The 19,371-nt window shown below is 70.7% G+C and carries 19 protein-coding genes; 9 read left to right on the forward strand and 10 right to left on the reverse strand.

Features of this window, described 5'->3' with window-relative positions; all coding sequences use genetic code 11:
- The first annotated feature begins 76 nt into the window (after positions 1-76).
- Together WAE60_RS08885 and WAE60_RS08890 are read left to right on the forward strand one after the other, a co-directional pair.
- Complete coding sequence (locus WAE60_RS08885) at positions 77-1,234, forward strand: acyltransferase (protein WP_337685809.1); 1,158 nt, start codon at positions 77-79, stop codon at positions 1,232-1,234.
- Between the two features lie 46 nt (positions 1,235-1,280).
- On the forward strand, positions 1,281-1,805 hold the full coding sequence (locus WAE60_RS08890) for a hypothetical protein (protein ID WP_337685811.1): 525 nt from the start codon (positions 1,281-1,283) through the stop codon (positions 1,803-1,805).
- Here the strand turns inward: WAE60_RS08890 and WAE60_RS08895 are convergent.
- From WAE60_RS08895 to WAE60_RS08905, 3 genes are all read right to left on the reverse strand, one after another.
- The gene (locus WAE60_RS08895) at positions 1,802-2,287 is read right to left on the reverse strand and encodes a cytochrome P460 family protein (protein ID WP_337685812.1); all 486 of its coding nucleotides are present in this window, start codon (positions 2,285-2,287) and stop codon (positions 1,802-1,804) included. The two genes, WAE60_RS08890 and WAE60_RS08895, sit on opposite strands and share 4 nt — an antisense overlap.
- Before the next feature lie 92 nt (positions 2,288-2,379).
- Entirely contained in the window at positions 2,380-2,856 is a 477-nt protein-coding gene (locus WAE60_RS08900) for a hypothetical protein (protein WP_337685813.1), read from the reverse strand.
- Entirely contained in the window at positions 2,853-3,446 is a 594-nt protein-coding gene (locus tag WAE60_RS08905; protein ID WP_029908435.1) for a response regulator, read from the reverse strand. The genes WAE60_RS08900 and WAE60_RS08905 overlap by 4 nt, the downstream gene beginning before the upstream one ends.
- A 186-nt stretch (positions 3,447-3,632) precedes the next feature.
- On the opposite strand from WAE60_RS08905, the gene WAE60_RS08910 reads away from it, so the two are divergent.
- Both WAE60_RS08910 and WAE60_RS08915 read left to right on the forward strand, forming a co-directional pair.
- Positions 3,633-4,544 carry an AraC family transcriptional regulator gene (locus WAE60_RS08910; protein ID WP_337685815.1) on the forward strand — a complete coding sequence of 304 codons (912 nt, stop codon included), beginning with the start codon at positions 3,633-3,635 and terminating at the stop codon, positions 4,542-4,544.
- Between the two features lie 111 nt (positions 4,545-4,655).
- Positions 4,656-5,405, forward strand: a complete 750-nt coding sequence (locus WAE60_RS08915; protein ID WP_337685817.1) for an SDR family oxidoreductase — start codon at positions 4,656-4,658, stop codon at positions 5,403-5,405.
- Here WAE60_RS08915 and nadC read toward each other — a convergent pair.
- The 3 genes from nadC to nadA all read right to left on the reverse strand — a co-directional run bounded on the left by nadC (position 5,402) and on the right by nadA (position 8,929).
- Positions 5,402-6,247, reverse strand: a complete 846-nt coding sequence (gene nadC / locus WAE60_RS08920; protein WP_337685819.1) for a carboxylating nicotinate-nucleotide diphosphorylase — start codon at positions 6,245-6,247, stop codon at positions 5,402-5,404. The two genes, WAE60_RS08915 and nadC, sit on opposite strands and share 4 nt — an antisense overlap.
- The gene (locus tag WAE60_RS08925) at positions 6,244-7,776 is read right to left on the reverse strand and encodes an L-aspartate oxidase (RefSeq protein ID WP_337685821.1); all 1,533 of its coding nucleotides are present in this window, start codon (positions 7,774-7,776) and stop codon (positions 6,244-6,246) included. Before WAE60_RS08925 ends, nadC begins: the two co-directional genes overlap by 4 nt.
- Before the next feature lie 67 nt (positions 7,777-7,843).
- Positions 7,844-8,929, reverse strand: a complete 1,086-nt coding sequence (gene nadA / locus WAE60_RS08930) for a quinolinate synthase NadA (protein ID WP_337685822.1) — start codon at positions 8,927-8,929, stop codon at positions 7,844-7,846.
- A 305-nt stretch (positions 8,930-9,234) separates the two neighbouring features.
- Here nadA and WAE60_RS08935 point away from each other — a divergent pair, with 305 nt between their 5' ends.
- Positions 9,235-11,049 (forward strand): tetratricopeptide repeat protein, encoded by a 1,815-nt coding sequence (locus WAE60_RS08935; RefSeq protein WP_337685823.1) that lies wholly within the window; start codon positions 9,235-9,237, stop codon positions 11,047-11,049.
- A 231-nt stretch (positions 11,050-11,280) separates the two neighbouring features.
- Here the strand turns inward: WAE60_RS08935 and WAE60_RS08940 are convergent, their stop codons facing one another.
- Positions 11,281-13,596: a PAS domain-containing protein gene (locus WAE60_RS08940; protein ID WP_337685824.1), complete on the reverse strand. Its 2,316-nt coding sequence runs from the start codon at positions 13,594-13,596 to the stop codon at positions 11,281-11,283.
- Positions 13,597-13,777: 181 nt separating this feature from the next.
- Here WAE60_RS08940 and WAE60_RS08945 point away from each other — a divergent pair, with 181 nt between their 5' ends.
- Positions 13,778-14,257 carry a Dps family protein gene (locus WAE60_RS08945; RefSeq protein WP_029908418.1) on the forward strand — a complete coding sequence of 160 codons (480 nt, stop codon included), beginning with the start codon at positions 13,778-13,780 and terminating at the stop codon, positions 14,255-14,257.
- A 16-nt stretch (positions 14,258-14,273) separates the two neighbouring features.
- Complete coding sequence (locus WAE60_RS08950) at positions 14,274-15,491, forward strand: cell wall hydrolase (protein WP_337685826.1); 1,218 nt, start codon at positions 14,274-14,276, stop codon at positions 15,489-15,491.
- 9 nt (positions 15,492-15,500) lie between these two features.
- Here the strand turns inward: WAE60_RS08950 and WAE60_RS08955 are convergent, their stop codons facing one another.
- Complete coding sequence (locus WAE60_RS08955; RefSeq protein ID WP_337685828.1) at positions 15,501-15,911, reverse strand: VOC family protein; 411 nt, start codon at positions 15,909-15,911, stop codon at positions 15,501-15,503.
- A gap of 125 nt (positions 15,912-16,036) precedes the next feature.
- On the opposite strand from WAE60_RS08955, the gene WAE60_RS08960 reads away from it, so the two are divergent.
- The gene (locus WAE60_RS08960) at positions 16,037-16,519 is read left to right on the forward strand and encodes a MarR family transcriptional regulator (protein WP_029908412.1); all 483 of its coding nucleotides are present in this window, start codon (positions 16,037-16,039) and stop codon (positions 16,517-16,519) included.
- A 12-nt stretch (positions 16,520-16,531) separates the two neighbouring features.
- Here the strand turns inward: WAE60_RS08960 and WAE60_RS08965 are convergent, their stop codons facing one another.
- The gene (locus tag WAE60_RS08965) at positions 16,532-17,047 is read right to left on the reverse strand and encodes an N-acetyltransferase (protein WP_337685829.1); all 516 of its coding nucleotides are present in this window, start codon (positions 17,045-17,047) and stop codon (positions 16,532-16,534) included.
- Between the two features lie 13 nt (positions 17,048-17,060).
- Positions 17,061-18,068 (reverse strand): thioredoxin-disulfide reductase, encoded by a 1,008-nt coding sequence (trxB, locus tag WAE60_RS08970; RefSeq protein WP_337685830.1) that lies wholly within the window; start codon positions 18,066-18,068, stop codon positions 17,061-17,063.
- Positions 18,069-18,310: 242 nt separating this feature from the next.
- On the opposite strand from trxB, the gene pseI reads away from it, so the two are divergent.
- Positions 18,311-19,363 carry a pseudaminic acid synthase gene (pseI, locus tag WAE60_RS08975; RefSeq protein WP_337685831.1) on the forward strand — a complete coding sequence of 351 codons (1,053 nt, stop codon included), beginning with the start codon at positions 18,311-18,313 and terminating at the stop codon, positions 19,361-19,363.
- Positions 19,364-19,371 lie beyond the last annotated feature (8 nt).

Here is a 19,371-nt window from a genome sequence, read left to right on the forward strand (position 1 = left end):
CTGTGTCGCCATGACGCGCGCACAGGGGCTGCGCGCGCTTTCCCGAGCCGCCCGGCTTTGTTAAGGCACGGACGTTGTGAACGTACCCGTCCAATCCCCCCTTCCGGAGTCCGAACCGGTCGCCGAGCCGGTCGCGGTCAAGCCCGTCCGCGCCTCGACGCGTGGCGGCGCCCTGGACCTGCTGCGGCTGCTCGCCTCGCTGCTGATCGTCATCTACCACTTCGGCGCCGAGGGCCCGATGCGGATCGAGCGCTTCGGCCAGGTGTTCTCGCGCGGGTTCCTGGCCACCGACTTCTTCCTGATGCTGTCCGGCTACGTGCTGGGCCGGGCCTACGGGGCCTCCACCCTGACCGGGCGGATCAGCCACGGCCGCTTCTGGGTGCGCCGGGTCGGCCGGGTCTGGCCGGGGCACCTGATCGTGCTGCTGATGATGGCCGCCCTGGTGCTGGTGCTGAACGCCCTGGGCACCGACGCCCACAAGCCCTCGCGCTTCGCCTGGGACCAGTTGCCGGTCCAGGCCCTGCTGGTCCACGCCTGGGGCTTCAACAGCGACGGCTGGAACCTGCCCAGCTGGTCGCTGTCGGCCCTGATCGTCTGCTACGCGGTGTTCCCCTGGCTGTGGCGGGCCGCCGACAAGGTGCGCCACCCCTGGGTGCTGCCGCTGGTCGGGGGCCTGGCCTTCGCCGCCTGCGAGGTGATCGCGCGGACCGTGTTCGACCACGCCCTGTCGGACCTTCAGTTCCGCTTCGGCGTCGTGCGCGCCCTGCCGCTGTTCATCCTCGGCGTCTGCCTGGCGCGGGCGGTCGAGATGGACTGGCCGTCGGAAAAGGCCGCCAAGGCCCTGCTGGTCGGCGGCGTCGTCGTGCTGGTGGCCATGCAGCCGCTGGACCGCTACGCCCTGCCCGACGAGCTGCTGTTCGACATCCCCTGCCTGACCGCCATCGCCGCCATCGTGCTGGGCGCGGGCCGCCTGCCGGTCAAGCACCCCCGGGCCTGGATCGAGGAGGGCGCCAAGCTGTCGTTCGCCCTGTTCATCACCCACATCTTCGTCGGCGTGATCTACTGGAGCGCGGTGCACAAGCTGATCGAGACCGTGCCGATCGGCATCGGCTGGCAGTGGCTGATGTGGCTGGCCTCGTTCCCGATCGCCATCGGCGCGGCCTGGCTGTTCCACACCTATATCGACCAGCCCCTGCAGGACCGCCTGGCGCCGTGGCTGCGGGGGAAGCGGTAGGGGCCGGCTGGAGACAGGCGCCGGGAACTCGCGCTAGGCTGCCGCGATGATCGCCAGACAGATGCCCGGCCTGCCGCCCTATGGCGGCGAGGTGAAGAGTTTCCCCAGGCCGGACGCCTTCCGCGAAGGTCTCGTCGTAGAGTTCACGCCCGACGGCGCCGAGCGCTGGATCGGGAATTTCGCGCGGGGCTCCAAGCCGCTCGAAGCCGTCCACGACGCGTTTGGAGACGCCGCCGTGCTGCTGGTCGCGGGCGGCGACGTCTATGTGGTCGACGCGCGGGAACGACGGGTCGTCCGGGCGTTTCCCGAGGTGAGCGACGTGCGGTTCGAGGCCGATCTGGGGGTCTTCCTGATCGCCGACGACCTGGCGGTCACGGCGCTGGGACCGGCCGGGGTCGCGTGGCGCAGTCGCCGCGTCTCGTGGGACGGGATCACGGACCTCGAGCGCAGGGGCATGTCGCTGCATGGCCTGGCCGTCGACATCCACGACCAGCCGCCCGTGCCCTTCATCATCGACCTCCAGTCGGGCCATGCGAGCGGCGGCAGCTATCCGCGAGAGCTGGGTTCCTAGTCCCGCAACCCGCTGAACACGAAGTCCCGCGCCGCCGCCCGCTGGTGGCAAGCGTGGCAGGTCGTGTCCTGGCTGGCGGCGATCCCCGGCCGGGGCGTGCGCTCGCCGGCCGCGAACTCGGCGTAGCCCCAGCCGTCGGTGGCGGCGAAGCGGCGGCTGTCCTTGACCATCACGTCCACGTGCCGTCGCGCCCCCTGGGCGGTGACGTCGCCGCCTTTGTCGACGGCCTCGAACAGGTCGTAGACCAGCACCGCCCCGTCGGGGAACCGGCCCTCGCGATAGCCCTTCAGGGCCGCCGGGTTGGCGTAGATGTGGTGGAAGCCGCCGTTGACCGCGTAGGCCGGGGCGTGCGGGCCGATCAGTCCGGTCGAGACGTGCCGCCAGTCGCGATAGCCGTCGGGGAAGTCCGGGCTGGGCGCGGGTGCGTCGGCCGCCGCCAGGGGCAGGGCCGCAAGGATGATGATCAGGCTGGCCGCCTTCATGCCGGGTCCCTCCGCGTCGGCGAAGGCGTGGCATGGCGCAAGCAGGGGCGCGAGCGCTTGTCTGCCAAGCGTCGGCGGGATGCTGCGAAAGCCTAGTCGGCGGCGGCCCGGTTCTCGCCGCGGTGCTTTTCCAGCACGGCGGCCAGGCCCTGCAGGATCGGCTGCTGCAGGTCGGGATTGTCGGGCGCGCGGTGCAGCAGCTTGATCGAGGCGATGTAGACCTTGATCCCGGCCACGATCGACGGGGTCAGGCCCGGGGCCTCGTCCAGCAGGTCGCACAGCGAGCGGGCGGCGATCTGGACCGCCTCGTTACGCTCGGCGCCGCTGAGGCTGACGATGTCGCCGGCCCGGGCGTACAGGCCCTCGATCACCGCCGCCTCGTCCTGGCCCGAGACCAGCAGGGCGTCCAGGGCGGTGATGTAGTCGTCGATCCCGGTCAGGGACGGCTCGCGCAGGGTTTCCATGGTGGCGTCGGCGCGCTTGAGGGCCTCGGCCACGTACATGCCGCCCGACTGCTTCATCAGCTGGCCCAGGCGGGGCTTCATGCGGCTCTTTTTGACCTGGGTCATGCAATCGACTTCATAGGTTTAATCAGGGCGTCAAGCTCGTCCTGGCTCATGTTTGCGCCTTCGGGCTCGCCCAGTTCAATGGACTGATCGTCGCGGCGCCGGCCGTCCGGGAACTCCACGGGCGGGCCGAGGTTCCGCCAGCGGCGGTCGGGACCGATATAGGCGTCGCATTCGATGAACATCCGGTCGCCTCGGGCGACCCACAGAATGCGTTCCAGCATCACGGCCGGAGAGATCGGCTTGGTGACGATGAAATTGGCGCCGCAGTCCCGGGCCTTCTCGACCTGGCTGCGGCGGGTGTGGGAGGTGACGATGATCACCGGCGTCATGCGATTGGCCTCGTCGGCCTCGCGGCGCAGCCAGCGGGTCAGGTCGTAGCCGTCCATCTCGGGCAGGGGGCCGTTCAGCAGCACCAGGTCGTAGGCCGTGTACTTAAGCTCTTCCTGGGCTTCCTTGCCGTCGGCCTTGCGCGTGATGTTGCGCAGCCCGAAGCTGGTCAGGACGCCGATCAGGATGTCGAGCGACTGGGGATTGTCGTCGACGACCAGCGCCTTGGCCTTGTCCAGATTGATGTACTGACTTGGCTGCAAGACCCCGACGCGCTCCGGCCCCCGTCCCCCAGGCTTGGGACCGTTACCCTATGACTGAACAGGGTTAAGAAACCGCTGTCGCGGAGGCGGTGGGGCGGAATGTCGCGGTGTGACGCGCGACGCTGGTGACAGGCCCTGCTGGATGGCTGATAATTCAGCGGCGCAATCTAGTGTCTGATCGTCCTAATGGATCCTCTAAGCGACATCGTCGCGCTGCTTCGGCCGAGTTCGGTCCTCTCAAAGCCGATCACCGGGCGGGGGCGCTGGGGCGTCCGCTACGCCGACCACGATGCGCCCGGCTTCACGATCGTCCTGAAGGGAGAGTGCTGGATCGCCTTCGCGGACCAGCCCGCCTTCAGGATGACGGCGGGCGACTTCCTGCTGCTGCCGTCCACGCCGGCCTTCGCGTTGAGCAGCCATCCAGGCGTCGGCGGCGTCCTTCGCGAGCCGACGAACGCGCCGGTGCGGCACGGTGATCCGGAGGGCGAAGCCGATTTTGAATCACTGGGCGGCGCCTTCCGCATCGAGCGGATCAACGCGCCGCTGTTGCTCGCCCTGTTGCCGCGCATGATCCTGATTCCGGCCTCGGAGGGGCGGACGGACAGGTTGAGCGCGGTGATTGCGCTGATCCGGGGCGAGTGCGCGCGCGAGGAGCCCGGTCGCGACATGATTTTGCAGCGCATGCTGGAGGTCCTGCTCGTCGAGGCCCTGCGCTGGCGCGGCGTGGCGCGGGACGACGATCGGGCTGGCCTGCTCAACGGGCTGCGCGATCCGGTCCTGGCCCGGGTTCTGCGCGCCATGCACGCGGACGTGCGGAGCCATTGGACGGTCGCGGGCCTGGCTAAGGTCGCGGGGCTGTCGCGCTCGGCGTTCGCCGCGCGGTTCGGCGAGGTCCTGGGCTGCGGCCCGATCGAATACCTGGCGCGCTGGCGCATGGCGCTGGCCAAGGACGCCCTGATGGGCGGCGCCAAGACCCTGGACCGGATCGCCGACGAGATCGGCTACGAGTCGGCGAGCGCCTTCAGCACGGCGTTCCGCAAGCGGCTGGGTTGTTCGCCCGGTCGGTTCGCTCGCAACGGCGGCGGGGAAACGGCTTAGGCTTCTCCGCAGGTGGATTTGGATGATTGGAAACTAAATTTGGACTTCTGATTATCGATCGTCCCGGCAATGGGTCTTAGGAAGGCGGCGTCCAAGCAACTGGAGGCTACCATGCCCACCATCCTGATCACCGGCGCGTCCTCGGGCTACGGCCTCGAGACGGCCCGCCATTTCCTGGCCAAGGGCTGGAACGTCGTCGCCACCATGCGCAAGCCCGACACGGCCGTTTTGCCGCGTTCGGAGATGCTGAGGGTTCTGCCGCTCGACGTAACCCGCCCGGAAAGCATCGCCGCGGCCGTGGCGGCGGCCGGCCCGATAGACGCCTTGGTCAACAACGCCGGCGTCGGGGTCGTCGGAGCGTTCGAAGCGACCCCGATGGCCCACATCCGCAAGGTGTTCGACACCAACACCTTTGGCGTGATGGCCATGTGCCAGGCCGTCATCCCCCAGATGCGCGAGCGCCGATCCGGCGTGATCGTCAACGTGACATCGTCCGTCACCCTGGCCGCCATGCCGCTGGCGGCCGCCTATACCGCCAGCAAGCAGGCCATCGAGGGCTTTTCGGGCTCGCTAGCCCTTGAGCTGGGCCATTTCGGCGTCCGGGTGAAGCTGGTGGAGCCGGGATACGGCCCGACGACCCGTTTCGCGCAGAACACCGACATCCGCGTCGAGGACCTGATCCCGGCCGCCTATGCCGACTTCGCCGGTCCGATCTTCGAAAGCTTCGCCAAGCCCGCCATGACCACGCGCGAGATCGACGTCGCCGAGGCGGTGTGGGCGGCCCTTCACGACCGCTCGGGCCGGCTCCACTTTCCGGCCGGGCAGGACGCGGTCGCGCTGTATCGGGCGCGCCTCGGCTAGGCCGCGTCCAGGCCGATGTCCAGGGTCAGGGCCGAGTGGGTCAGGGCGCCCACGCTGATGACGTCGACGCCGGTCTCGGCGATGGCGCGCACGGTGGTCAGGTTGACGCCGCCCGAGGCCTCCAACACCGCGCGGCCCTTGGCCAGCGACACGGCGGTCTTCAGGTCGTCGAGGCTGAAATTGTCGAGCATGACCACGTCGGGGCCGTGCTTCAGCGCGTCCTCCAGTTGGTCCAGGCCGTCGACCTCGACCTCGACCTTCACCAGGTGGCCGGCGAAGGCGCGGGCCCGGCGGACGGCTTCGCCCACCCCGCCGCAGGCGGCGACGTGGTTGTCCTTGATCAGGATGGCGTCGTCGAGGCCGAAGCGGTGGTTGATCCCGCCGCCGCAGCGCACGGCGTACTTCTCCAGCGCCCGCAGGCCGGGCGTGGTCTTGCGGGTGTCGACGATGGTCGCCTTCGTGCCCTCGACCAGGCGGACATAGGCGCGGGTCAGGGTGGCGATGCCCGACAGCTTGCCCAGCAGGTTCAGCCCGGTGCGCTCGGCGGCCAGCACGGCGCGGGCGTTGCCTTCGGCCCGGGCGAGGATCGCGCCCGGCGCGGCGTCGGCGCCGTCGGGGGTGACCACCTCGAAGCGGGCGGTCGGGTCCAGGGCGGCCAGGGCCAGGCGGGCGCAGGACAGGCCCGCGATCCGGCCGTCCTGCCGCGCGGCCCACACCACCGACAGGCGGGCGTCAGGATCGATGCAGGCCTGGCCGGTGATGTCGCCGGCCCGGCCCAGGTCCTCGGCCAGGGCCATGTCGATGATCGGGCGGACGAGGAGGTCGTCGAGGGGCGTGGTCATTCGGCGGCGTACCGGACCGCGCGGCCCGTTTCCTGGTCTTGCAAGGTGACGAAGGTCCGCTCCGGCAAGGCCGTGGCGGGGAAGTCGGCGCGGTAGTGGCCGCCTCGGCTTTCCTGGCGAGCCAGGGCGGCGCGGACGATCAGCTTGGCGGCGACCACCGTGGGGCAGGGACCGTAGGCGGGCTCCAGCGCCTCGATCTGGGTCGCCAGCCGCTCCAGGCCCTCGGCGTCGCGGATCACGCCCGCGTCGCGGCTCATGGCCTTGCGCAGGGTCTGCAGCGCCGCCTCGGGCAGGTCGGGCAGGGGCTCCAGGCTGACCGGCTCGCCGCCGATCGCCCGTTCCGCGGCCGCGGCGCGGCCGGCGCGGGCGCCGAACACGGCCGCTTCCAGCAGGCTGTTGGACGCCAGGCGGTTGGCACCCTGCACCCCGGTCGAGGCGCACTCGCCGGCGGCGTAGAGGCCCGGCAGGCTGGCGCGGCCGTCCAGGTCGGTGGCGACCCCGCCCATGTGGTAGTGCACGGCCGGCGTCACCGGGATCGGCTGGACGCGCGGATCGATCCCCGCGCCCATGCAGGCGGCGAAGACGGCCGGGAACTCGTGCGGGAAGTGCGCGCCCACGGCCTGGGTCGCGTCCAGGAACGCGCCGCGACCGGCCGCGCGCTCGGCGTGGATGGCGCGGGCCACCACGTCGCGCGGGGCCAGCTCGCGGGCCGGATGGTAGTCGGCCATGAAGGCCCGGCCGTCGCGATCGCGCAGGATCGCGCCCTCGCCGCGCAGGGCCTCGGTGGCCAGGGGGGCGGGGTCCTTGCCGATGTCGATGGCCGTGGGGTGGAACTGGACGAACTCGGGGTCGGCGATCTCGGCCCCGGCCAGGGCGGCCAGGCCCAGGCCCTCGCCGCGCACCTGGGCGGGCGTGGTGGTGACCGCGTAGAGGCCGCCGACGCCGCCGGTGGCCAGGATCACCGCCGGCGCCAGGATCTCGACCAGGGCGCCGTCGATCTCGGCGATCAGCCCGACCACGCGACCCGTGGCGTCCTGAAGCAGGCGGCGGGCGCGGGCGTTCTCGCGGACCTCGACGGCGGGCGTGGCGCGGACCGTGGCGATCACGGCGGCCATGATCGCCGCCCCGGCCCCGTCGCCGCCGACCCGGGCGACCCGGGCCTTGGCGTGGGCGGCTTCCAGGCTGAGCACGAAGCCGCCGTCCGGCTGGCGGTCGAACGGCGCGCCCAGGGCGGCCAGGGCCCGCACGGCGGCGGGGCCTTCGGTGGTCAGGAGCTCGACGGCGGCGGGGTCGCACAGGCCCGCGCCGGCGGCGATGGTGTCGGCGGCGTGCAGGGCCGGGGCGTCCTGGTCCGACAGGGCCGCGGCCATGCCGCCCTGGGCCCAGGCGCTGGAGCAGCCGGTGGCCAGGGGCGTGGGCGACAGCACCAGGGCCTTGCCGCCCGTATCCACGGCGGCGAGGGCGGCGGTCAGGCCCGCCAGGCCCGCCCCGAGGATCACGGGGCCATCGAAGGTGACGCGGTCGGTCATTTCACACTCCACTCCCTTCCGGAACGGGGAAGGGCCGGGAACTTGGGACGCGAGCGAGGCGAGGCTTCTAGATCAGCTCCACGTCCACGTGGTGCTGAGCCTTGACCAGGTCGTAGCGGGCCGGAACGGTCGGCGGCGGCAGGTCGATCATCCGCTGGACGGCCAGCTTGGCGCGGATGGCGATCGACGGATCGATCGTCACCTCGAACTGGTCGTGGACCAGGGCGTCGTGGATGTTCCGCAAACTGATCTTCTTCATGTGCGGGCACATGTTGCAGGGGCCGATGAACTGGGTGCCCGGGCTTTCGGCCTGGACGTTGGAGGCCATCGAGCACTCGGTGATCAGCACCACCTGCTTGGGCTTGCGCAGGGCGACATAGTCGTTCATCGCCGCCGTCGAGCCGGCGAAGTCGGCGGCCTCCAGGATCTCGGCCGGGCACTCGGGGTGGGCCAGGATCTCGGCTTCCGGCCAGGCGAAGCGCATGTCGGCGATGTCCTGGGCGGTGAAGCGCTCGTGCACCTCGCAGCGACCGGCCCAGGCGATGATCTTGACGTTGGTCTGGCGCGCGACGTTGCGGGCCAGGAACTCGTCGGGGATCAGGATCACCTTGTCGACGCCCCACTCCTTGGCGGCCCATTCAACCACCTGGACGGCGTTGGCGCTGGTGCAGCAAATGTCGGTCTCGGCCTTCACGTCGGCGGTGGTGTTGACGTAGGTGACCACCGGGATGCCCGGGTGGCGCTGCTTGATCAGCCGCACGTCGGCGCCGGTGATCGAGGAGGCCAGGCTGCAGCCGGCCTTCAGGTCGGGGATCAGCACCTTCTTTTCCGGGGCCAGCACCTTGCTGGTCTCGGCCATGAAGTGCACGCCGGCCTGGACGATCACCGCCGCGTCGCACTTGGCCGCCTCGCGGGCCAGGGCCAGGCTGTCGCCGACGAAGTCGCCCACGCCGTGGAAGATCTCGGGCGTCATGTAGTTGTGGGCCAGGATGACGGCGTTCTTCTCGCGCTTCAGCCGATTGATCTCGGCGATCAGCGGCGCGTGCAGCTGCCATTCGAGCGGGGTGACATGGTGCTTCACCTTGTCCCACATCTGGGCGGTCGCCGCTTCGACGTCGGGCGTGAAGGCGAGGGGCGCGAAGCCGTCGGCCATGTGATCCTCTCTTATGCTCAAACTGAGCATTTCCAGAACCTCAAAAAACGCCGGAAACGGAGGACAAATCGTTAAATCCCGCTCCGACGTCGCCCCTTATGCTGAAATTGAGCAAAAGGGATGGATCACATATAGACCTTCCGACGCGGATTGCAAAGCGTGAGCATGAAAATCCGACCACGGCGTAACCGGAGGGCCTCCGCGCACAGGCCCGCCGCAGGCCCCAACCGTGGTACATCCACCAACACAAGGTTAAGAGGCGGGGGCTAGGGTCCGCCGAAGCGTTCGTTTCCCAGGGGTCCGACATGGAAGCCACCTCAAAGCCCGCCGACGCCCAGGCCGCGCTGATGGCGCGCCTGCGGGGCGCGTCGGACGCCTTCGAGGCCGCCGCTCCCATCGTGCCCGGGATGGCCGCGCCGAGCCTGGGCGACGCGGCCTCGGCCCAGGCCCTGGACGAGCTCAAGACGGCGGTCGACCACCTGGGCGACCTCGACATGGTCGAGCTGCTGAACGGGGCGATCCGCGCGCTGCACGCGGGCGACTACGGCCGGGGCGAGGCCCTGGCCCTGGAGGCCCTGGGCCGCGACGAGCGCCAGGGCATCGCCTGGCACGTGCTGGGCGTCTCGCGCGAGAAGCTGGGCGACTTCGGCAGCTCGATGCGCTGCTACGAGGCGGCGCTGCAGCTGCTGCCGGACCACGGGCCCGTCGCCGGCGACCTGGGGCGCCTGGCCTTCCGCCTGGGCCTGCCCGAGCTGGCGGTCCAGTTCTTCACCCACTTCCTGGCCAGCCGTCCGGGCGATCTGGAGGCGATCAACAACCTGGCCTGCGCGCTGCGCGACACCGACCGTTCCGACGAGGCGATCGAGCTGGTGCGGTCGGCGATTATGCAGAACCCGGGCGCCGAAGGCCTGTGGAACACCCTGGGCACGGTGCTGGTCAGCCGCGGCGACGGCGCGGCCTCGCTGACCTTCTTCGACGAGGCGCTGCGGCTGCTGCCGACCTACGGCAAGGCCTATCACAACCGGGCGTTCGCGCGGCAGGACCTGGGCGACGCGGCCGGGGCGCTGGAGGACTGCGAGGCGGCGCTGCGCAACGGGGAGGAGGCCGAGGCCAACGACCTGGCCACCATGCGGTTCGCCCGCGCGACGGCGCTGCTGGCCCTGGGCCGCCTGCGCGAAGGCTGGGAGGCCTACGAGGCGCGGCTGTCGCCCGACCTCCTGCAGGTGGCCACCTTCGTGGTCGCCAAGCCGCGCTGGACGCCGGGCGAGAGCCTGGCCGGCAAGCGGCTGCTGGTCTGCGGCGAGCAGGGGCTGGGCGACGAGGTGCTGTTCGCCAACGTCCTGCGCGACGCCATCGCCGCCGTCGGCGACGAGAGCCTGCTGAGCATCGTCGTGGAGTACCGCCTGGTCCCGCTGTTCAAGCGCAGCTTCCCCAAGGCCTCCGTCACGCCCCACCGGACTGTGCGGCACGAGGGGCGGGTCTACTGGTCGGCGCCGTTCATCGAGGACTGGTCGGCCATCGACCTGTGGACGCCGATGGCGTCGCTGCTGACCGCCTTCCGGTCCACCGAGGACGCGTTCCCGCGCGAGACGGGCTACCTGGTCGCCGATCCCGAGCGGGTCGCCTATTGGCGCGACCAGTTGGCCGCCGCGCCGGGGCGCAAGGTGGGGCTGCTGTGGAAGAGCCTCAGCCTCCAGGCCGAGCGGGGCCGGCAGTTCTCGCCGTTCGAGCAGTGGCGGCCGATCCTGCAGACCCCGGGCGTCACCTTCGTCAACCTGCAGTACGGCGACTGCGAGGCCGAGATCGCCCTGGCCCGCGAGCGGTTCGGCGTCGAGATCTGGGAGCCGCGCGGGATCGACCTGAAGTACGACCTCGACGACGTCGCCGCCCTCTGCCGCGCCGTGGACCTGACGATCGGCTTCTCCAACGCCACCTTCAACCTGGCCGGGGCGTGCGGCGCGCCGGTCTGGCTGCTGACGGGCGCGGCGGCCTGGACCCGGCTGGGGGCCAAGACCTATCCCTGGTATCCGCAGGCCCGGGTCTTCTCGCCGCCCGACTACAACGACTGGTCGGGCGTGATGGCCGAGGTGGCCGCGGCGCTGGCGGCGGAAGTTTCGTAGGTTTCCTCCAACGCCCCTCGGTTCGTCATCCCGGGCCTTGTGCCCGGGACCCCTCTGTTCGCCGCAAGTGCGGAAGGGGCGAACCGCTGGCGGTTCGCTTGCATCTCACGTGGAAGCTGAACCAGGGGTCCCGGGCACAAGGCCCGGGAGGACGGTCCATTGAAAGGCGGGATGGATCCTCACGCCCCCCCTCCGTCAGCTTCGCCGACACCTCCCCCACAGGGGGAGGACCTACACCTTCGCCTTGCCGCCCTTCTTCGCCGTGGCCTGGACCGGCGCGTGGCGGTCCCAGGCGTCGGCCATGGCCTGGGCCAGGGCGTCCAGGGCGTAGGGCTTGCTCAGCAGCGGCCAGGGGGTGTCGTGGGCACGGACCAGCTCCTGGCCGGTGTAGCCCGAGCTGAGCAGCACCGGCAGCTCCGGCCGTTCCTGGGCCAGGGTCATGGCCAGGTCGACCCCGCTCTTGCCGCCCGGCATGATCACGTCGGTGATCACCAGGGCCAGGGTCGGGTCGGCGCGGGCGATGGTCAGGGCTTCGTCGGCGTTGGCCGCGCGGCTGACCATGTGGCCCAGCTCGTCGATCATCGCCGAGATCAGGTCGCCCACCTCGACGTCGTCCTCGACCAGCAGCACGTGCGAGCTGGCGCGGGTGGCCGGCGGCCGGACGGCCAGCACCTCGACCGGCGAGAAGGCCTCGCGCACCGGCAGCAGCATGGACACGGTGGTGCCCTTGCCGACCGCCGACTCGATGGTCACCTCGCCGCCGCTCTGGCGCACGAAGCCGTAGACCTGCGACAGGCCCAGGCCCGTGCCCTTGCCCACCGGCTTGGTGGTGTAGAACGGCTCGAAGGCGCGCTGCAGGGTCTCGGCGTCCATGCCCGCCCCGGTGTCGGCCACCGCGATGCTCAGATAGCGTCCGGCCGGCAGCTCGCCGCGCGGCTCGGCCAGGTCCAGGCCCTGGGACGAGACGGCGATCCGGCCGCCCTGCGGGGTGGCGTCGCGGGCGTTGACCACCAGGTTCAGCAGGGCCGCCTCGAACTGGCCGGAGTCGGTCAGGGTGGTGCGGCCGCCGGCCTTCAGGTCCAGGGTCAGCTCCACGCCCTCGCCGACCGCGCGGCGCAGCAGCCCCTCGCTCTCGCCGATCATGGCGTCGATCCGGCAGATCTCCGGGTTCAGCGGCTGGCGGCGGGCGAAGGCCAGCAGGTGGTGGGTCAGCTTCTCGCCGCGCCGGGCGGCGGCCTGGGCCGCCTGCAGCATGCGGCTGCGGCGCTGGTCGTCGGCGGGGTTGCGCTCCAGCACGTCCAGCGCCCCGATGATCACGGTCAGCAGGTTGTTGAAATCGTGGGCGACCCCGCCGGTCAGCTGGCCGATGGCCTCCAGCTTCTGCGACTGGGTGAGGGCGGCCTGGACCTCGTCGCGCTCCGACAGCGCCTCCTGCACACGGTCGGCCAGCAGTTCGTTCAGCCCGGTCAGCTTGGCCTCGGCCTCCTTGGTGTCGGTGAAGTCGAAGGCGATGCCGATGAAGCCGATGAACTCGCCGCCGCAGCCCAGGCGCGGCTGCGAGAACGACTTGAGCCAGCGCATCTCGCCGTCGGCCCGGCGGTAGCGGCCCTCCAGGCTGAACGGCCTGCGCGAGGCCTCGCCGGCGATCTGGGCCTTGAGGATCCGGTTCAGGTCGTCGGCGTGCAGGCGCGAGCGCCAGTCCAGCACCAGGGCCTCGTCGTACGACACCCCCGCGAACTCGACATAGGCGGTGTTGACGAACACCCTCACGCCGTCCTCGCCGCTGATCCACATCAGGGCCGGGGCGCTGTCGGCCAGCGACCGGAAGCGGGCCTCGCTCTCACGCAGGCTGTCCTCGGCGCGGCGGCGCTGGGTGACGTCGAAATTGACGCCCATGACCCGCAGGGCGCGGCCGGCCTCGTCGCGGACCACCTGGCCCTGGCCGTGGATCCAGCGCTCGCCGTCGGGATGGTTGGCCAGCCGGTATTCGACCTCGTAGTGGGGGCCGTGCTTGATCGCCTCGCGGATCCGGCTCCGGACCAGGGGGCGGTCGTCGGGGTGGACCAGCTCGGTCAGGGTGTCCATGTCCGTCGGCGCGTCCATGGCCAGGCCCAGGTTCCGGCGCGCGGTGGCCGACAGGCTCAGCACGTCGTCCTGGATGTCCCATTCCCAGGGGCCGACCCCGGCCGAGGCCTGGGTGACCTGCAGGCGGGCCTCGGCCTCGACCTGGCGTCGGCGCGCGTCGGCCAGGCTGATCAGGCTGCTCCTCAGCACCTGGGTCACCGCGGTGGTGACGGCCGCCGAGAACAGGAACAGGACGAACGCCCCGATCCGGGCGCCGTCCGGCGGATGGCCGCCGGCTCCCATGCGCAACCACCACGCGAAGGCCATGCAGGCCAGGATGGGCGCCAGCGCCCAGCGCCAGCCGGCGTAGAGCGTGACCACGATGACGGCGGGGAAGAACGGCTGGGTGGCGCCCAGGTCGTTCCCCGTGCCCATCACGGCGAGCCGGAATCCGATCGCGAAGAAGATGGCCGCCAGCGTCACCAGGGCGGCGTGCGCCGGCGAGGGCGGGATCCTCGAGACAAGCCACGCGCTTATCGCGTCGGGCGAAACCGGCCCCCGAGCTTTTGCGTGCGGATCTTCAATCTTCATGGGACTCCATACGCTAACGGCTTGCCATGAGCATGGACACGCTTACCTAGAACACGCAACACGGGAGATCATCATGGCCGCCAGCCCGAACACCGGCTTCACGACGAAGCAGCGCGCCGACATCGTCGCGGGCCTGAACAAGGTCCTGGCCGACAGCTATGCGCTGTATCTCAAGACCCACGGCTACCACTGGAACGTGCGGGGGCCGAACTTCCAGGCGCTGCACGTGCTGCTGGAAGGCCAGTACACCGAGGAGTGGACGGCGCTCGATTCCATCGCCGAGCGGATTCGCGCGCTGGGCGAACTGGCCCCGATGGGCTACGGCGCGTTCGGCAACCTCTCCAGCATCAAGGACGGCGACGCCGAGAAGGAGTGGGAGGGCATGTTCAAGGAACTGCTGGCCGACAACGAGACCGTGATCGCCACCCTGCGCGACGCCTTCGGCGCGGCCGACGAGGCCGGCGACGAGGCCACGGCCGACCTCTACACCCAGCGCCTGGCGGCCCACGAGAAGCACGCCTGGATGATCCGTTCCACGCTCGGCGGGAAGTGATCGTTTGGGAGCACGCGTGCTCGACCTAGGCCGATACAGGCTGGTGAAGGCCGTCGGGGGCGCGTTGATCGCCGTCGGCGGCCTTTCCGCGTGCGCGACCTACTACCTGCCGGCCGGCGCCGGACGGGCGGCGGGCGTGGCCAGGCTGGCCGGCAGCCTGTCCGACGCGGGCCTGGCCCGCTACACCGCCGACATGGACCCGGCCATGCTGGCCCTGGCCCGTCGCCACGATCCCCGCCCACACAAGGACTATTGGGGCCGGGTGCGCGGCTGGGAGAAGCTGGACCTGCACCTGATCCCCCGCCTGGGCGACCGCGAGCCGGACTTCGACCAGGCCCGGGTGATCAACGGCTTCAAGGCCGCCTCGCCCCTGCCGCTGGAGGCGTCGCGGCCCTTCATGCTGACCGGCGCCAAGGCCGAGCGCGACAAGGCCCTGCACTGCCTGACCCAGGCGGTCTATTTCGAGGCCGGCTTCGAGCCTGTCGCCGGCCAGCAGGCCGTGGCCCAGACGGTGATCAACCGGGTGCGCCACCCGGGCTATCCCAAGTCGATCTGCGGCGTGATCTACGAGGGCGCGGCGCGGGGCACGGGCTGCCAGTTCAGCTTCACCTGCGACGGCTCTCTGCAGCGCGAGATCAGCCCCGTCGTCTGGACCAACGCCGAGATCGTCGCCAGGCGGGCCCTGGCCGGCTTCGTGATGAAGGACGTCGGCGCGGCCACCCACTACCACGCGTCCTACGTCTATCCGTACTGGGCGCCCACCCTGGTCAAGCTGCGCACCCTGGGGACCCACGTCTTCTATCGTTGGACCGGGCCGTCGGGGACCCAGGCGGCGTTCCGGGGCCGCTATTCGGGCGACGAGACGGTGTCGGCCGACATCCTGATGGGCGCCGACCCGCGCACGCTGGAGGCCGCGCCGCCGGGCTCGATGGCCGCCGTGGCCGCCTCGGGCGGGGTCCTGCCGGTGGCGACCGGCGAGCCGGCCAAGATCGTCAGCCCCGAGGGCGTGGTCGAGATCCTGCCGCCGATGACCGGCGATCCCGCCGCCGCCATGCGCGGCGGCCGCCGCCTGCCCACGCCCGAGGAGATCGACAAGATCAACAAGGCCCTGGGCGCGCTCGAGACGCCGGTGGTCGACACCACGGTCAAGACCGTGGAGGCCGCCCCGCCGCCGGCGCCGCCCCCGCCGCCGCCCAAGCCGCGTCCGCCCAGCCTGGTCAATCCGCTGAATTAGGCCGCTGAACTAGGCCGCGCCGCCCGCCGCCGCCATGTCCATGAACACCGCTTCCCAGACGTGGCCGTCGGGGTCGGTGAAGGTGCGGTTGAGCATGAAGCCGTAGTCCTGGGCCGGATTGACGTCGGCCGTCCCGCCGTGCGCGGCGGCGGCGTCGACCATGGCGGCCACCGCCTCGCGGCTGTCGCACGACACGGCCAGCATGACCTCGCTGGAGGTGGCCGGCGGGATGGGGCGGTCGGTGAAGGTGCGCCACTTGTCGTGGGTCAGCAGCATGACGAAGATCGCCTCGGACAGCACCATGCAGGCGGCGGTCTCGTCGCTGAACTGCGGGTTCCGGCTCAGGCCCAGGGCCTCGTAGAAGGTCGTCGATCGGGCCAGGTCCACGACCGGCAGATTCACGAAAAGCATCTTCGACATGGTCGTCTCCCCAAGCGGCCGGCGCTCTTTCCGGGGCCGGCGCGCGGCCCTATTGTCGCGCGGTCGAGTTTGTAGATCCAAAGTATCTTGATATCAAGATACTTTGGATCAAGGGATCATGCGCCTTGGACCGAGCCGAAACCGCCGCCAACCAGTGGGCCCGCGAGCGCCCCGACCTGCCCATGCTGCCGGTGGAGACCATCGGGCGGCTGCTGGACGCCGCCGCGCGCGTGACCCGCGACCACATGAACCCGCTGTTGGCGCAAGCCGACCTGAACGTGGGCGAGTTCGACGTGCTCACCCCGCTGCGACGCTCGGGCGAGCCCTACATGCTCTCGCCCACCCAGCTCTACGAGGCGGCCCTGATCTCGTCCGGCGGCATGACCAACCGGCTGGACCGGCTGGAGCGCGCCGGCCTGGTGGAGCGCCGGCCCGATCCCAAGGACCGCCGCGGCCGCCAGATCGCCCTGACGGCGGAGGGCAAGCGGGTGATCGACGAGATGATCGGCCGCATGGTGGCGATGGAGACCCAGATGATCTCGGTGCTCACCGAAGCCGAGCAGCAGCAGCTGAACGCGCTGCTCAAGAAGCTGCTGACGGGCCTCTAGAGTGACGGGGCTCTAGAGCCCGAAGGCCGGCGCGTAGGCGATGGTCGTCGGCGCGTCCAGCGCGCCCGGCGTCAGGGCCAGGGCCATGAACGACGGGCCCGAGAACAGCGCGGTCACGGTCTTCGCCGCCGTCGCCGAATAGCCGGCGCGCGGATAGTAGTCGGGATGGCCCAGCACGATCACGGCCTCGACCCCGGCCTTGCGGCACAGTTCGTGACCGACCTGCATCAGGGCCAGGCCGATCCCGTCCCTCTGGCGCGCGGGCAGCACCGACAGCGGAGCCAGGGCGGCGAAGCGCGCGCCGGTGTCGGTGTCCCCTGTCCGCGTCTTGAGGCGGCTGAACAGCAGGTGGCCGACGATGAAGCCGTCTTCCTCCGCCACCAGCTCGACCAGGGCGTCGCCGTCGGCGCGCAGGGCGTCGACCAGGTCGGCCTCGCCCTGGTGGCCTTTGGGGGTCCGGTCAAAGGCGGCGGCGACCACGGCGTGGATCTCGGCGTGGTCCTCCGAAGCCGCCTCTCTGATCAGCATGGGGGGATCAGCATCACCAGACGCCGATCTTCTCGGCCTCGTGGTGGCTGATCGGGTGGTGGGCCTTCTTGTGGTCTTCCTCGGCCAGGAAGCGCACCGCTTCCAGGGCCGCCATGCAGCCCATGCCGGCGGCGGTGACCGCCTGGCGGTAGACGTCGTCGGTGACGTCGCCGGCCGCGTAGACGCCCTGCACGGCCGTCGAGGTGGTGCCCGGCTTGACCTTCAGATAGCCGCCCGGACCGGTTTCCAGCTGGCCCTTGAACAGCTCCGACGACGGGGCGTGGCCGATGGCGATGAACACGCCGTCGCACTTCACCTCTTGGGTCTCGCCGGTCTTGACGTTCTTCAGCCGCACGCCGGTGACGCCCATCGGGTCGCTGTCGCCCAGGACCTCGTCGATGGCGCTGTCCCAGATCACCTCGATCTTGGGGTGGGCCAGCAGGCGCTCCTGCAGGATCATCTCGGCCCGCAGCTCGTCCTTGCGGTGGACGAGCGTCACCTTGCTGGCGAAGCTGGTCAGGAACAGGGCCTCCTCGACGGCCGTGTTGCCGCCGCCGACCACCACGACTTCCTTGTTGCGGTAGAAGAAGCCGTCGCAGGTGGCGCAGGCCGAAACGCCGAAGCCCTGGAACTTGCTCTCGCTCTCCAGGCCCAGCCACTTGGCCTGGGCGCCGGTGGCGATGATCAGGGTCTCGGCGAACCATTCCTGGCCGCTGTCGGTCTTGATGTGGAACGGGCGCTTGGACAGGTCGGCGCTCAGCACGATGTCGCTGACGAACTCGGTGCCCACGTGCTCGGCCTGGGCCTTCATCTGGTCCATCAGCCAGGGGCCCTGGATGACGTCGGCGAAGCCCGGATAGTTCTCGACGTCGGTCGTGATCGTCAGCTGGCCGCCCGGCTGGATGCCGGCGATCAGCACGGGCTTGAGCAGCGCGCGGGCGGCGTAGATGGCGGCGGTGTAGCCGGCGGGACCCGATCCAATGATCAGGCAGCGGGTGTGGCGGGGTTCGGGAGTCGACATGGCCGCAGATATAGGGCCGATTCCGGCTGGGCGCGACTCCGGGCGAGGCCCAAGTCCCTCCCCCTGTGGGGGAGGTGGCCCGAAGGGCCGGAGGGGGGAGTGGTCGGTATCAACCGCTCTATAACTCCCCCACCGATCGCTGCGCGATCGCCTCCCCCACAGGGGGAGGGCCCGGGAGTTGACGCCTCGTCCACGATTTCAGGGTTAATATGGGCGAAAGTCCCGCGTGAGACGTCCGCACCATGACCGCCCCCTACATCGAGATCGCCGGCCGCAGGATCGGCGCCGACTATCCGCCCTACGTGATCTGCGAGCTGTCGGGGAACCACAACGGCAGCCTGGAGCGCGCCCTGGAGATGGTCGACGCCGCCGCCGACACCGGCTGCGACGCCATCAAGCTGCAGACCTACACCGCCGACACCATCACGCTGGACGTCGACCGCCCCGAGTTCAAGATCCACGGCGGCCTGTGGGACGGGCGCAGCCTGCACGAGCTCTACCAGGAGGCCCAGACCCCCTACGAATGGCACGCGCCGATCTTCGAACGCGCGGCCAAGCGGGGCGTGACCATCTTCTCCAGCCCCTTCGACGAGACCGCCGTCGACCTGCTGGCCGGGCTCGACGCCCCCGCCTACAAGATCGCCTCGTTCGAGGCCGTCGACCTGCCGCTGATCCGCTACGCCGCCCGCCAGGGCAAGCCGTTGATCATCTCGACCGGCATGGCCAACCTGGCCGAGATGCAGACCGCCCTCGACACCGCCCTGCAGGCCGGGGCGGGCGGGGTGCTGCTGCTGCACTGCGTCTCCAGCTATCCGGCCAGCTTCGAGGACGCCAATGTCCGCACCGTGGTCGACATGGCCGCGCGGTTCGGTTGCCCGATCGGCCTGTCGGACCACACGCCCGGCACGGCCGCCTCGGTGGCGGCGGTGTCGCTGGGCGCCTGCGCGGTCGAGAAGCACTTCACCCTGGCCCGCAGCGACGGCGGCCCGGACGCGGCCTTCTCCCTCGAACCGGCCGAGTTCCGCGCCCTGTGCGACGACACCCGCAACGCCTGGAAGGCGCTGGGCGGCGTCAACTACGACCTGCTGGGCAGCGAGCGCGGCAACCGCCAGTTCCGCCGCTCGCTCTACGTCACCGCCGACGTCGCCGCCGGCGAGGCCCTGACCAAGGCCAATGTCCGCTCGGTCCGCCCCGGCAACGGCCTGCCGCCCGCCGACTACGAAGCCGTGCTGGGCCGCCCGGCCGCCCGCGCGCTGAAGCGGGGAGAACCGCTGGCCTGGGACATGGTGGGGTAGGCGAGGCC

It is taken from the genome of Caulobacter sp. CCG-8, from assembly GCF_037402475.1.
Classification (GTDB): domain Bacteria; phylum Pseudomonadota; class Alphaproteobacteria; order Caulobacterales; family Caulobacteraceae; genus Caulobacter.

Excerpts from the sequence above, each read along its gene's own strand:
- WAE60_RS08955 (WP_337685828.1), bottom strand. The coding sequence starts at position 15,911 with ATGTCGAAGATGCTTTTCGTGAATCTGCCGGTCGTGGACCTGGCCCGA.
- WAE60_RS08935 (WP_337685823.1), top strand. The coding sequence starts at position 9,235 with ATGGAAGCCACCTCAAAGCCCGCCGACGCCCAGGCCGCGCTGATGGCG.
- WAE60_RS08900 (WP_337685813.1), bottom strand. The coding sequence starts at position 2,856 with ATGACCCAGGTCAAAAAGAGCCGCATGAAGCCCCGCCTGGGCCAGCTG.
- pseI (WP_337685831.1), top strand. The coding sequence starts at position 18,311 with ATGACCGCCCCCTACATCGAGATCGCCGGCCGCAGGATCGGCGCCGAC.
- WAE60_RS08965 (WP_337685829.1), bottom strand. The coding sequence starts at position 17,047 with ATGCTGATCAGAGAGGCGGCTTCGGAGGACCACGCCGAGATCCACGCC.
- nadA (WP_337685822.1), bottom strand. The coding sequence starts at position 8,929 with ATGGCCGACGGCTTCGCGCCCCTCGCCTTCACGCCCGACGTCGAAGCG.
- WAE60_RS08915 (WP_337685817.1), top strand. The coding sequence starts at position 4,656 with ATGCCCACCATCCTGATCACCGGCGCGTCCTCGGGCTACGGCCTCGAG.
- WAE60_RS08925 (WP_337685821.1), bottom strand. The coding sequence starts at position 7,776 with ATGACCGACCGCGTCACCTTCGATGGCCCCGTGATCCTCGGGGCGGGC.
- WAE60_RS08890 (WP_337685811.1), top strand. The coding sequence starts at position 1,281 with ATGATCGCCAGACAGATGCCCGGCCTGCCGCCCTATGGCGGCGAGGTG.
- WAE60_RS08910 (WP_337685815.1), top strand. The coding sequence starts at position 3,633 with ATGGATCCTCTAAGCGACATCGTCGCGCTGCTTCGGCCGAGTTCGGTC.
- WAE60_RS08945 (WP_029908418.1), top strand. The coding sequence starts at position 13,778 with ATGGCCGCCAGCCCGAACACCGGCTTCACGACGAAGCAGCGCGCCGAC.
- nadC (WP_337685819.1), bottom strand. The coding sequence starts at position 6,247 with ATGACCACGCCCCTCGACGACCTCCTCGTCCGCCCGATCATCGACATG.
- trxB (WP_337685830.1), bottom strand. The coding sequence starts at position 18,068 with ATGTCGACTCCCGAACCCCGCCACACCCGCTGCCTGATCATTGGATCG.
- WAE60_RS08895 (WP_337685812.1), bottom strand. The coding sequence starts at position 2,287 with ATGAAGGCGGCCAGCCTGATCATCATCCTTGCGGCCCTGCCCCTGGCG.